Genomic DNA, 13,860 nt, shown 5'->3' with positions numbered 1-13,860 from the left:
CTCCCTGCTGTCCTAGGCCTGATTCATCAGAATCACAGCACCAGTCACTAACAAGTTGACCAACGCCAATGGCAAACAAATTTTCCAACCAAAGTTCATGACTTGGTCATAACGTGGACGCATTAAAGAACCACGTGCCAATACGAACATCATTACAAAGAATGCTGTTTTAATCACAAACCAGAATACTGGTGGAACAAATGGAATTTCTAAATTGAATGGCGCTAACCAGCCACCAAAGAATAAAGTCACGATCAATGCAGAGATCAGTACCACGTTGACATATTCAGCAACGAAGAACATACCCCATTTCATACCGCCATATTCAACATGGTAACCTTCTGCCAATTCTTGTTCTGCTTCTGGTTGGTCAAATGGATGACGGTGAGTTACCGCAACACCAGCAACCACAAAGATCAAGAAACCTAAGAATTGCGGAATGACAAACCAAACATCACGTTGTGCTTCAACAATTTCACGAAGGTTAAATGAGCCTGCAATTGCAACCACACCCATCAATGAAATACCCAAGAACACTTCATAAGAAATCGTTTGAGCAGCTGAACGTAAACCACCAAGCAACGAGTATTTGTTATTTGAAGCCCAACCACCAAACAATACTGCATAGACTGCAATACCAGCCATCGCCATGAAGAACAACAAACCGATACTCATGTCGGCAACACCCAGTGAAGGACTCACCGGGATTACCATGAACGAAAGAACCGCTGTTGCCATTGCAACAGCTGGTGCTAAACGGAATGTAAGTTTGTCAGCAAATTTTGGGGTCCAGTCTTCTTTGAACATGATCTTGAGCATGTCGGCAACGATCTGGAACATACCGCCAGGACCAACACGGTTTGGACCATAACGGTCTTGCCACCAAGCAAGTAAACGACGCTCAATAAAAGACATCAATGCTGCAACTAAAACAACAACAAGCAAAATTACAACTGCTTGAACGACAGCGTAAGCAATCGGCCAGTTCTCAGCCCAAAGTGGCGTTTGACGTATAATTTCTTGATTCATGAATTACACTCCTAAAGCCACTGAAACAGGCTCAGCTAGTGACACCATTGGTGCTAAACCAACTGGGTAACCAATATAACCTGTAGGTAAATATTCAATTACTTGTACAGGCAAGCTTACAGTCGTTTCGCCTGCTTTTACTGTAATGCGTTGACCTTCTTGAAGGTTTAAACGAGTTGCATCTTGTTCGCCCACTGCAAACACAGCTTCAGGAATACGAGTTTCCATTGCAGGTGTTTTAATCGTGAATTCACCAGAACCAAAAATATGATGCATTGGTACTAAGCGGAAACTTTCAGGGTTTGCAACTACTGGCACTGGAGCAACGTAGCTACGTGCAGGACGTTTTGCCAAGCGATCGAATAAACGAACACCAGAATCACCACCTTTTAAGTGACCACCGACTTCATCTTGGTATTTATTCCAAGATTGTGGAGAGTTCCAACCCGGAGCCCATGCAAATGGTACTAATGATGATGCTTTTTGCGGACCCACATAACCTTCCATTGAGAATGTTAATGCTGAATCTGGATCAGTAGGCTGTTTAGGTTCATGAACCGATAACGGCGCACGCATTGCTGTACGACCTGAATAACGACGTGGTTCACGCGCGATTTTCAAGCCATGTACACGGTAACCTGCATCAGGTGCAACGTCTTGGATAGCTTCAAGTACTGGTACATTTTTCACGATGCTTTCAATTACATCGTCAAGCAATGTCCAATCTACAGCCTTACCTTTAATGCCAGTTTCAATGGCATGTAACCAACGCCATGATTCTTTAATTGCGTATTCAGGCTTGTAGTAACTTGGATCGTAAACTTGATAGAAACGCTGTGCACGGCCTTCTTGGCTTACAACAGTACCATCACCCTCTGCAAAGCTTGCTGCTGAAAGAACGATATCAGCCTGTTTCACAGTTTCAGTTTCACTGTGATCAAGCACGATTACTGTTTCAGCTTTATCTAATGCAGCTTGTACTTGTGCAGCTGGTAAGCGACGGAACAAGTCATTTTCAACAATAACAAGTGTGTCGTAATCTTGAGCAAATGCTTGTTCAAGGCTTAAACCACCGAACAATGCTAAGCCCATAGAGTTCACTTCAGGAACTACAAGACTTAAACCAGCTTTAGAACCTAGGTTCTGAGTCAACTGTGCTGCAGCTTCCATAATAGAAGCGTCTTGCAAACTCGTACCCGCAATAATTAATGGTTTGTTTGCTGCTTTTAGAGTGTCAGCAATGGTTTGAGCAAATGCTTTTGCATCTTCATCTAAACCACTTACAACTTCACCATTCACTGCCGCAGCAACTGCAAAGCCTAAACGTGCGATGTCATTTGGAGAAGCAACCACTTCACCAGTTGCAACGTCAGCAAGACGAGTTTGAGTTGCAGCTAAAATGTAAACCGGAGATTTTGCTTCTTGGCCAATACGTTGTACAGGCTCAGCTAACCAATCTGGTGTACGTGTTTTTGCAGCCATTTCACGCGCTTTGTTTTTCGCAGCTTGGCGAACAGACAATGCCATGCGAGGTGCAGTTTGAGTTAGGTCTTCACCTAAGATCAGAACAGCATCATAGCTTTCAATTTCACGCATATTCGGGTTGTAAATACCCTCTGTTTGCATGATAGATGCAGCAAGTTCAACAAGCTTTTGCTCTTTTTGTGCAATACCAGTTGAATAATTTGCCTGACCTACAAGATCACGTAATGCATAGTTCGATTCCAAGCTTGCGCGAGGAGAACCAATACCCAAAACTTTTTTGCCTTGAAGCTTAGCAATCGCTTGATCAAGAGCTTGATCGACAGAAACAGTTGCAACAGTTTCACCATTACGGAACTGAGGCTGACGTGGACGGTCTGCACGGTTTACATAACCTGTGCCAAAACGACCTTTGTCACAAAGGAAGTACTGGTTAACCGAACCATTAAAACGGTTTTCTACGCGACGAATTTCACCATAACGTTCACCCGGAGAAATGTTACAACCTGAAGAACAGCCTTGACACACGCTTGGTGCATACTGCATGTCCCACTTACGGTTATAACGCTCTGAATGAGTCTTATCAGTGAATACACCTGTTGGACATACTTCAGTCAAGTTACCAGAGAATTCAGACTCTAAAGTACCTGATTCTGGACGACCAAAGTAAACACGAGATGCATTCGCATATACGCCAAAATCTGTACCGCCCGCATAGTCTTTGTAGTAACGAACACAACGGTAACAAGCAATACAGCGGTTCATTTCATGCGCAATGAATGAGCCAAGTTCTTGGTTGTAATGCGTACGTTTTGTAAAACGATAGCGACGACGGTCATGACCCGTCATTACAGTCATATCTTGTAAATGACAGTGACCACCCTCTTCACAAACTGGACAGTCGTGTGGGTGGTTGGTCATCAAAAATTCAACAATAGATGCACGGAAATCCGTTGCTTCTTTGTCTTCAATTGAGATATAGGTATTGTCAGATGCTGGTGTCATGCAAGACATGACCAAACGACCACGCGTATCTTCTGGATTCGCATATTGCGTAACAGCACATTGACGGCAAGAACCAACCGAACCTAAGGATGGATGCCAACAAAAATATGGGATGTCGATGCCCAGACTCAAACATGCTTGTAGCAAGTTTTCCGAGCCGTTGACTTCATACGATTTTCCATCGACATGAATTGTAGCCATAGTCGAATTCCTTAAGCTTGTTCTACGTTGCTGGTTTGCACGACAGGACGATTCGTCACTTTCGCTTCAAACTCACCACGGAAATGTTTGAGTGCGCCCATAAGCGGCTCCATCGCACCTGGTGCGTGGGCACAGAAAGTTTTACCAATCCATAATTTACGAGTTAGTTCTTGTAAATGGTCGATATCTTCTTTCTTACCTTCGCCTGCTTCAAGTGCTTTAAGCGCTTTAACAGCCCATGGCAAACCATCACGACATGGTGTACAGAAACCACATGATTCACGCGCAAAGAACTCTTCTAAGTTACGAGTGAGCGATACCATACATTGAGTTTCATCTACCACCATTAACAAACATGTTCCCAAACGAGAACCTGCTTTCATAATCGTGTCTGCATCCATCGGTAAATCAATAGTATCTGCTGGTAAAAAGTCAGTTGAAGCACCACCCGGCAACCATGCTTTGAGCTTTAAGCCCTCACGCATACCACCAGCATGATCTTCAATCACTTCACGCGCAGTTGTACCAAATGGCAATTCCCAAAGACCTGGGAATTTAACTTTACCCGATGCACCATAAATTTTAGTACCTGGATCTTTTGATTTACCAGCTGATAAACCGATATACCACTCTGGTCCACGAAGCATGATTGCTGGCAAGTTGTTATAAGTTTCAACGTTGTTCACAATCGTCGGACGGCCCCATGCTCCTGCAACTTGCGGGAACGGTGGCTTAGTACGTGGGTTAGCACGACGACCTTCAAGCGAGTTAATCAATGCAGTTTCTTCACCACAGATATAACGCCCTGCACCCGTATGTACATGCAGATCAAAATTCCAGCCAGAACCTAAGATATTTTCGCCTAAATAACCTTTAGCACGAATCTGTTCTAACGCTTCATTTAGATATTGAGCAGCTTCGATGTATTCACCACGGATAAAGATATAACCTTGAGTTGCTTCTAAGGTATAACCCGCAATTAACATCCCTTCGATCAATTGATGTGGAAGTTTTTCCATCAACAAACGGTCTTTAAAGGTACCCGGTTCCATTTCGTCGGCATTACAGATCAAGTAACGTGGACCACCATCATTTGGTGCCATCAATGACCATTTAATACCTGCTGGGAAACCCGCACCACCACGACCTTTTACAGTTGCAGCTTTAATGACGTCTAACACTTCAGCAGGTTTCATGCCCAGTGCTTTTTTAAAGCCAGCATAACCTTCAAGTGCTTCGTAATCATCAGCACTACGTACCGCTTCTTGTTTACTTAAACGCCAAGTAAGCGGATGAGTTTCTGGATTACCGTCGCCATAAATTGGTTTTGGTTCAGTATTCATACATACTTCTCCAATAACTGTTTAATTGATGTCACTTCGACTAAACCGTGAGTATCTTCATCAATCATTAAAGTTGGGCCTTTGTCGCAGTTGCCTAGGCAGCAAATTGGAAGCAGTGTAAAACGACCATCTGGTGTCGTTTGACCATACTGAATTCCTAATTCACGCTGGAATGCTTCAGCAAGAGTTTCTGCACCCATTAAGAAGCAAGCAATTGAGTCGCAAAGCAAAATTACGTGACGACCTACCGGATGGCGATAGATACGGTTGTAAAATGTTGCAACACCTTCCAAATCAGCAACACTCATCGACAACAACTGTGCGATGGCATTCATTTGAGCGTCATCTACCCAACCATTACGGCGCTGTACACACTTCAATGCATCCAAAGAGGCTGCACGAGGGTATGGATAGTGACCAATGTGATGTTCAATTTCGTGAATTTCTTCCGCAGTCAAAATCCCTTCAACATTCACACGTGGTTTTTTATCAGTCAAAATCATCATTATGTGTTACCTCTTAGCGATCCACGTCAGCCATAACCACGTCAATGGTCGCCAGATAAATGATTAAGTCAGATACTAAACTTCCGTTAATCACTGAAGGCATTTGCTGTAAGTGAGTAAACGTCGGTGTACGAATACGAGTACGATAACTCATGGTCGCTTTATCTGAAGTCAAGTAGTAAGTACTTGCACCTTTAACCACTTCAGTCATAAATGATGACTCGCCCGCTGGCATGACAGGACCCCATGAAACGCTCAAGAAGTGCGTAATCAAGGTTTCAATATCTTGTAATGTCTTATCTTTCGGTGGTGGAACAGCCAATGGATGATCCGCTTTGTATGGACCAGAAGGCATGTTATCCAAGCACTGTTGAATAATTTTTAGCGACTCGGTAATTTCACGGAAGTGAACAAGCACACGTGCGTATGCATCGCCTTCATACTCAACCGGTACATCAAAATCGAAGTTTTCATAGCCGCTGTATGGACGATATTTACGTACGTCAAAATCGATACCTGTTGCGCGTAAACCAGTACCAGTTACACCCCATGCGAGTGCAGATTTGGCATCGTATTGTGCAACATTACGCGTACGACCAATAAACACAGAGTTTTTCAAAGCCGCTGTGTAATATTCGTTTAAGCGTTTAGGCATCCACTCTAGCAATTCTTTAACAAGCTTTTGCCAGTTGTTTGGAAGATCGTGTGCTGTACCGCCAATACGGAACCATGCTGGATGCATACGGTAACCCGTAATTGCTTCAACAATGTCGTAAACTTTTTGGCGGTCTGCGAACATATAGAATACTGGTGTCATACCACCGGCATCCTGAATTGCCGTACCACAGAATAACAAGTGGTTATTAATACGGAACAATTCGTTCAACATGACACGAATAACTTGTGCACGCTCAGGAACTTTAATGCCTGCCATTTGCTCTACAGCCATCACATACGGCATGTTTTGAGCGCAACCACCTAAGTAGTCAACACGGTCAGTATAAGGAATGAAAGAATGCCATGTTTGACGTTCAGCCATCTTTTCCACACCACGGTGGTGATAACCGATATCAGGTACACAGTCCTTCACTTCTTCGCCATCTAACTGCAATACAACACGGAACGCACCATGTGCAGATGGATGGTTAGGACCCAAGTTCAGGAACATGAAGTCTTCATCAGCGTTACCACGCTTAAGACCCCAGTCTTCCGGCACAAAACGTAAGTGCTCTTGTTCAAAGTCTTGTTTCGCTTTGTCTTGCATATACGGCGTATATTCTGTCGCACGTGCTGAATATTCTTTACGAAGCGGATGACCTTCCCAATAGGTTGGCAACAAAATACGACGGAGCATTGGATGCCCTTCGAAATTGATACCGAACATATCGTAAGCTTCACGTTCATACCAGTTGGCATTTGGCCAGATATTTGTCGCTGTCGGAATGTTTAGATCATTTTCGTTCAAGGCAACCTTGATACGAATGTCACTATTACGCTCAAGCGATAATAAATGATAGAACACAGTGAAGTCAGATGCTGGTAAACCATCACGATGAACACGTAAACGCTCATCCATCGCAGATAAGTCAAACAGCATTACATACGGACGTTCCACTTTACGCAGGAACATAAGGACTTCTTGCACGCGTGCGCGCTCGACCCAGACTGTTGGAAACTCTTCAAAAGTCGCCTGCACGTAAAAGTTCTCACCAAATTTGGTTTTGAGCTCTTCTACGATTGCAAATGCTGGGCGTGAATCAACTGCTGTTGACTCTGGCATAGCAATGTCAGTTTCAGCCATTGGCTTGGCTTCCTATTTAATACAAATTCTGTCAATTTTCTCGATGAACATATCAGTTAGATATGTCAAAACACCGTCAAAAAATTATTTAATCTCATCCATAGAGCGTAAGTTTTTAACGGCAATACGCTCTGCATTCTTACGATCACGTTCTGGCATCATCTTTGGCTTATACACTGGCTGAAGATCATCACCGATCACGGCAGAAAGCGGGCGTCGCTCTAATTGAATCTGGTCTTGTAAAAGCATTAAAGCTTGAATTAATGCTTCAGGACGAGGCGGACAACCTGGGACGTACACGTCAACAGGAATAATTTTGTCTACACCTTGTACTACTGAATAGATGTCGTACATACCTCCAGAGTTTGCACAAGCACCCATCGAGATGACCCATTTAGGCTCTAACATCTGTTCATACAGACGCTGAATAACTGGTGCCATTTTTACGAAACATGTACCTGCAACAATCATCAAGTCAGCCTGACGAGGTGAAGCACGGATAACCTCTGCACCGAAACGTGACAAGTCATGCACACCTGTTAAGGTCGTTGCATATTCGACGTAACAACATGAGGTACCAAAGTTAAATGGCCACAAAGAGTTTTTACGTCCCCAGTTTACTGCTGTATGCAAGACATCCTCTAAACGAGTCATGAATACGTTTTTATTCACTTCCTCTTCAAGCGGATCCGTCACAATTTGACGTTCTTGCAATGGGTATTGATCAGCATCCGGATTCGCGCGGGTCAGAGTATATTTCATCCCGACTTACTCCTTTTCAGATGACAATGCAGGTGTAGTTTTTGACTTAACACGACCTGATGATTGAGCTGGAATCTGGCCTGTAGGGTCAGTTACGAGCTCTTCAATAGAATTAAAGCGTGTAATTTCAGCAATGTTCATTGTTGGTGAACCGATTTTAACCGCTTCACCTGCTGATTTACGGCGATCTGCTGGTGACCAACTTAAAGCACCTACAGAGAAGGCATAAACAAGCGCAATCAATAAATCAACGACAAAGATCACCACAGTGGTATATCCCAACCACCCTACTTCACGCACAGAAGTAGACCATGCATAGAGGTAAAGTGCCTCTAAGTCGAAGACAACAAAGAAAATTGCAACTAAATAGAACTTTGCAGACAGGCGAATGCGAGCGCCACCAGCACTCACGACACCTGATTCAAACTGCTCTTGCTTAGCACGTCCCCACGATTTCCCCCCGAGGAGTAAGGGAACTGTGAGCATAAAGACGCAAAGAAATGTAACGCCGATCACGAAGGCGATAATCGCCCAGTCGTATGGAGTAATGGCACTCATGCGGGGATAACTCCTGGCAGGCCTATTATTTAACAAAGAATGTATGTATTGGCCTTCAAATACACCAAACACAAAATTAATCCCGCCAATTGTACCTGATTTCTAATTTCCCATGCTAGTTGAAGCGTCTTAGTCTTTCGGATGATTTTCTAGACAAAACTATTCTTCTATGTGTTGTAAGGGGGGTTTCACAGCACATAATCGGTTTATTTAATTGTTTCTTTATTTATGATGATTTTTTTCATTTTTTAATTTTAGAATATTTACACAGTTGAAGCGCTTATTAACTTTTTATAACTTACTTTTTTATAATATTAGTTTGTTTTTTATTGTATTCAGCTTCTCCTCTGAATTATGATGAATGTTTAATCATGCATAATATTTTATTACTCTTGGATAAGAGTATTTATCATTAAGGGCAGCTGATGCCATACTCACTTCGTGAATTTTCACTTCTCTCCTTTTTAAAAATTTTTCTCCTATTTAGCTTCATTATTGCGACATGTTGTTTCATTGGCATTGCATCTCGCCCTTTAAGTTTTCTTGCATTCTTTTGGCCTGCCAATTCGGTTTTGCTCGGATTGCTTATTCGTTTTCCAATCACACGCCGACCAAGCGCATTTTTAGGTGCCTATATAGGATATGTGATTGCTGACTTATTTCAGGGCACCCCCTTTGCTCTCACACTTATTTTAACAACATCAAACTTTCTTTATGTTGTTACTACGTTTGCGCTCTATATGTTTTTTAATCAACATATTAAGGCAGCCTATCGCGGTTATTCCTACCTTTTTTTATTTGGACTATGCGGAATAGGTAGCGTAGTAGGTGCATTGTTTGCAGCAACTTTCGTGCCTATGTTTAATACTAAATTTATGATTGGTGGCTTGTTGGATGAGTTTGGTTACTGGTTCACTTCAGAACTGCAAAATGCCTTACTTCTTTTACCTATCATATTGAACATCCCTCAATATAATCAGGTTAAACATTACTTTTCAAGAAATCGTGGCCTACAACCAAGCGACCTTTTACCTTTTGGAGCCGTGCTTATTTCGATTGCTGCTAGCTATTATGACTCTGGTCCGGGTTCGCTCCTCTACCCGATTGCAGCGCTGATCTGGTGTGCTATTCGCTACAAACCTATTATTGTTGCACTCATTACAAGCCTCACCAGTGCTTATATTATTTATCATGTCTCTGGACATTACCTTTTGCTTTATCCAAACGAATATCTCAGCAATACGATCTCAATCCGTATTGGGTTAATTATGATGACGATTGCCCCACTTACGGTTTCTAGCATTAGTGTTTTGCATTCAGAGTTAATTCAAAAGCTTCAACATGCCATTGCACATGATGAACTAACTTCAAGTCTGACTCGACGCCAGTTTTTACAGTCAGTCAGATTACTTCAAGAAAAAGTACAAAAAGAAAATAAGACCTCAGCTTTTTTCATGCTTGATGTCGACCACTTTAAACAAGTTAATGACAACTATGGCCATCAAATCGGTGATCGGGCTCTACAAACTTGTGTCACCACGATTCAAAATATTTTGCATCCCCACGATTTATTAGGCCGCTTTGGAGGTGAAGAGTTTGCCATTTTTATTGCAGATACCACTAAAGAAAGTGCATTTGAACTGGCTGAACAAATTCGAATTAAAATTAGTCAGCAACCGATTTATATTTATGGAAAATTACCAATTTTCATACAGGTGAGTATTGGCATAAGCTTATATTCCCCATCGTCCCATCGAGCGATTGAAAATTTATTTAAAGAAGCAGATGATGCTTTATATCAAGCAAAACGCCAAGGACGTAATCGAGTGTTTATATCTTTATAACTTTTTCATTTCATCATCTAGTGTAATGAATTTTATACAATAACCTGTGTTTTGCCATGTATGCTAATAACAGATAATAAGGAGAAAAATGCATGACTCTAGAATATACGCATAAACCAAACTACTACTTGTTTGCACAATTACTGGTGCGACATATAGAAAGCTATATTCACAAACATCCAGATGCCAACAATGCAATTTTTGACTTGCGGGATGTCTATGAAATATTTAGACAGGATTTTGCGTCAACGACAACAAACCTAGAAGGTATTTTGCATATTGCAGATGAATATAAAATAGAAACGCTTAATGGAGATCAACCTCTTATTCAAAAATACCAGATTGATGCAAAAAACAATTCGTTACTGATCGATTTTAATTCCGATGCGTTAACCAGCTTAAGAAGCGGAAAACCTATTTTGGAACCAGATGCAACCCAACTATAAGTAGATTAATAAAAAAGCACCTTATGAAGGTGCTTTTTTATTGGCTTTTAAAGGAGGCTGTTTAAAGCGTTTTGCTGGCCATGTCATAATAAAACGAGCGCCACCCAAGGTTGGGCTTTCATCCACTTTAATTTCACCACCAAACCAATAGGCAATACGGCTTACGATAGACAACCCTAAACCATAACCACCCGACGCACGCGTACGGCTATCGTCTAGACGGGCAAAAGCTTCAAATACTCTTTTACGGTCTTGTTCAGGAATACCTGCGCCATCATCTTCAACACAAACAAAGGCCATGCCATCACTGTGGATACCACCGGTAATCCGAACTTTATTATCGCAATAACGAACCGCGTTACCCACTAAGTTTTGAACAACACGATGTAAATAACGACGCTCAGCATCTACTTTTACATAAAGTGGAGGAGCAACCAGTTCAATTTCTTTTTGCGTTTTTAAAGCTTCGGTTTCGACCGCAACCTGATCCAATACATCAAATAAAGTAATTTCATCAAAATCTAGTGAAGGTGTACCCTGCTCTAGTTTTGCATAAGTCATGATTTCATCAATTAAAGTATTGAGTGCTTCAATATCTTTATCAATCATATCGACCTGATGCATACGATGATTGTAGTCATCTTCTTCCGCCAACATTTCTGTACCAAAGCGAATACGGGCAACAGGCGTTCTAAGCTCATGAGATACTGCTCTCATTAACTCACGCTGAGCCTCGATTAAGCGCTGAATATGATCAGACATATTGTTATAACTTGATGCCAAGTTTGCCATTTCGTCACTTCCTTCAATAGGAACACGCAATGACAAATCACCAGACTTCATACGGTTTAATGCATAACGTACTTGGCGAATCTTACGCTCAAGTGGCAAGATCAACCCATAGACACCTAGACTCAGCAAAAATAAGCTAAATAAGGTAATCCCTGCTGAAAGCTGCAAAGGCATCCAGTTAAACATCGGAACCGGTCCAAGCACGAGAACCCGTGTAGGCTGATTCGGAATTGGAGAGACGATTGAAATGGTTGTACCGCGGACTGTTGCACTGTCTTTGTACAACATGACGCTTTGGTCTTGGCGTAACCGACCAATTTGTTCAGAGTCCAGATTAATGTCTTGAATATTGTAGATATTAATTGGGTATGAAAAATGCTTTTGAATCTTGGCAAGATATTCTTGTTCTTGTCCCGGATAAAACATCAGATAATCAAGTACAAAAATAGGGAGAGCCTTCATTTGGCGCTCACTAATTTTGTCGACTTTTATAGATAAAAAGTGCTGAGGGTCGTCACGCAAGCCAATAATGATATACGCAATACTATTACTGGCATCGTAACGTACAACAGATTTTTGAGCTTCGATTCGTTTTTTCTCGGTACGAGATAACTCAACCTTGCTTGCATCAGTATAGTAAATTGGAAGTTCCAATAAATCCGATGCATCTGAAACCCAGTCTATTTTCTGTTGTTTCCCCGGTTGTCGAGCGACTCCCTCACTAATGACATAAGAGATACCATCAGTTAAAGATTCTCGGTATTCTTGTGCCCGTTGATAATTGATAATTTGTACAAGCAAATAACCAAAGACAGCAACCAAAACAACAAGAATTACCAGTCCCGCATATATTCGCAGGAATATACTGTGTTTAAACACTCGACCAACCTTATAGGAAGTTTATTCCGATCTTATAACCCATTGGTTTCTTTAACGAACAAGTAACCTTTACTACGTACTGTTTTAATACGTTTTGGATTTTCAGGATCATCACCAATTTTTGGACGAATACGTGAAATACGGACGTCGATTGAACGGTCCTGACCATCGTATTCGATACCACGTAAACGTTCGAAGATATCTTCACGCGATAAGATACGACCAGCATTTGATGCAAGCAACCATAATAGGTCATATTCTGCGCTAGTGAAGTCAACAAGTTCACCATTTAGCGTTACAGAACGACCTCCATTATCAATTACAAGGTCATCGAACTCGATACGTTGAGCGACTTCATCTTCTACAGTTTTATCTGTGCGACGTAATAGTGCACGGATACGCGCCAAAAGAACACGTGGTTGAACTGGTTTAGCAACATAGTCATCTGCGCCCATTTCCAAACCAAGTACCTGATCCATGTCTTCTGTACGTGCAGTCAACATCAGAATCGGTTGATGGTAATGTGGACGAACTTCACGGCAAACTGTTAAGCCATCGGCACCCGGCAACATGACATCCAAAACCACTAGATCTGGTTGTTCACTAATAATACGACGAATTGCACGGTTACCATCAGTTTCTACACCAACTTCCAAACCGTTGCGAATTAAATATTCTTGAGTTAATCGCGCTAAGCGCTCATCATCTTCAACGATCAGAATCTTTGGTAACTTTTCTTCTTGGCTCATATCATTGCCCCTATAAATCTCGTTTCATGCATCTTAAAAATCTTGCAGATACATTCGTTTATCATTTGCAATATACACACGTTTACATTGTAAACAAGTAGGCGTTCACCAAACTGATACATGACCATCGTATTTTGTTGCATTTTATTAGCCTTTGAATTTTCACGTGTTTTTAAGATTTATTTATTGTTATTAAATTTCATATTCTATTCATATTTCCAATGTATGAATATTAAACAAATTATTTCTCTGTTTAGTTTAAATTTATTTAAGTGTTTGTTTTTTGAGTTATCCACAAAGTTATCTATAAGCGTTTTTTAACAGCTTTGCTATGCTATCTCCCATCAAATCATACAGATAAAAAATTACTAAAAAGTCAAGATTGATCTGCTATGAAAAATCCCGTATCTTGTGTTGAAAATAAACTTTAACTACTAAGTCTTGTGTTTATCCCTCAAATATC

12 protein-coding genes are annotated in these 13,860 nt (G+C 41.4%); 2 read left to right on the top strand and 10 right to left on the bottom strand.

Annotated features, from left to right (window positions below):
• Window positions 1-12 precede the first annotated feature (12 nt).
• The 7 genes from nuoH to ndhC all read right to left on the bottom strand — a co-directional run bounded on the left by nuoH (window position 13) and on the right by ndhC (window position 8,687).
• A complete protein-coding gene (gene nuoH, locus ACXM0J_RS00130) occupies window positions 13-1,029 on the bottom strand; it encodes an NADH-quinone oxidoreductase subunit NuoH (protein WP_004703499.1) in 1,017 nt (338 codons plus the stop codon).
• A gap of 3 nt (window positions 1,030-1,032) precedes the next feature.
• Window positions 1,033-3,717 (bottom strand): NADH-quinone oxidoreductase subunit NuoG, encoded by a 2,685-nt coding sequence (gene nuoG, locus ACXM0J_RS00125; RefSeq protein WP_086266065.1) that lies wholly within the window; start codon window positions 3,715-3,717, stop codon window positions 1,033-1,035.
• 11 nt (window positions 3,718-3,728) lie between these two features.
• A complete protein-coding gene (nuoF, locus tag ACXM0J_RS00120) occupies window positions 3,729-5,060 on the bottom strand; it encodes an NADH-quinone oxidoreductase subunit NuoF (RefSeq protein ID WP_002120030.1) in 1,332 nt (443 codons plus the stop codon).
• Window positions 5,057-5,566 (bottom strand): NADH-quinone oxidoreductase subunit NuoE, encoded by a 510-nt coding sequence (gene nuoE, locus ACXM0J_RS00115; protein WP_002120040.1) that lies wholly within the window; start codon window positions 5,564-5,566, stop codon window positions 5,057-5,059. The genes nuoF and nuoE overlap by 4 nt, the downstream gene beginning before the upstream one ends.
• 13 nt (window positions 5,567-5,579) lie before the next feature.
• Complete coding sequence (gene nuoC, locus ACXM0J_RS00110; protein WP_002120052.1) at window positions 5,580-7,367, bottom strand: NADH-quinone oxidoreductase subunit C/D; 1,788 nt, start codon at window positions 7,365-7,367, stop codon at window positions 5,580-5,582.
• An 84-nt stretch (window positions 7,368-7,451) separates the two neighbouring features.
• Window positions 7,452-8,129: a NuoB/complex I 20 kDa subunit family protein gene (locus ACXM0J_RS00105; RefSeq protein ID WP_002120034.1), complete on the bottom strand. Its 678-nt coding sequence runs from the start codon at window positions 8,127-8,129 to the stop codon at window positions 7,452-7,454.
• A gap of 6 nt (window positions 8,130-8,135) precedes the next feature.
• On the bottom strand, window positions 8,136-8,687 hold the full coding sequence (gene ndhC, locus ACXM0J_RS00100) for an NADH-quinone oxidoreductase subunit A (RefSeq protein WP_002120061.1): 552 nt from the start codon (window positions 8,685-8,687) through the stop codon (window positions 8,136-8,138).
• Between the two features lie 425 nt (window positions 8,688-9,112).
• Between ndhC and ACXM0J_RS00095 the strand changes: the two genes are divergently transcribed.
• The gene (locus tag ACXM0J_RS00095) at window positions 9,113-10,531 is read left to right on the top strand and encodes a GGDEF domain-containing protein (RefSeq protein ID WP_139841487.1); all 1,419 of its coding nucleotides are present in this window, start codon (window positions 9,113-9,115) and stop codon (window positions 10,529-10,531) included.
• Between the two features lie 92 nt (window positions 10,532-10,623).
• The gene (locus ACXM0J_RS00090; RefSeq protein ID WP_002120022.1) at window positions 10,624-10,977 is read left to right on the top strand and encodes a hypothetical protein; all 354 of its coding nucleotides are present in this window, start codon (window positions 10,624-10,626) and stop codon (window positions 10,975-10,977) included.
• A 21-nt stretch (window positions 10,978-10,998) separates the two neighbouring features.
• Here the strand turns inward: ACXM0J_RS00090 and bfmS are convergent, their stop codons facing one another.
• From bfmS to ACXM0J_RS00075, 3 genes are read right to left on the bottom strand one after another with little or no spacing between them, the layout of a single operon-like run.
• On the bottom strand, window positions 10,999-12,648 hold the full coding sequence (gene bfmS, locus ACXM0J_RS00085; protein WP_213034468.1) for an ATP-binding protein: 1,650 nt from the start codon (window positions 12,646-12,648) through the stop codon (window positions 10,999-11,001).
• A 32-nt stretch (window positions 12,649-12,680) separates the two neighbouring features.
• Window positions 12,681-13,397 carry a response regulator transcription factor BfmR gene (gene bfmR / locus ACXM0J_RS00080; protein ID WP_000076440.1) on the bottom strand — a complete coding sequence of 239 codons (717 nt, stop codon included), beginning with the start codon at window positions 13,395-13,397 and terminating at the stop codon, window positions 12,681-12,683.
• Window positions 13,394-13,576, bottom strand: coding sequence for a hypothetical protein (locus tag ACXM0J_RS00075; RefSeq protein ID WP_031944149.1), 183 nt, complete (start codon window positions 13,574-13,576; stop codon window positions 13,394-13,396). The genes bfmR and ACXM0J_RS00075 overlap by 4 nt, the downstream gene beginning before the upstream one ends.
• Window positions 13,577-13,860 lie beyond the last annotated feature (284 nt).

Source organism: Acinetobacter sp. GRABPA_MV_2 (genome assembly GCF_056725885.1).
This window is presented reverse-complemented; position numbering and strand designations above follow the sequence as displayed.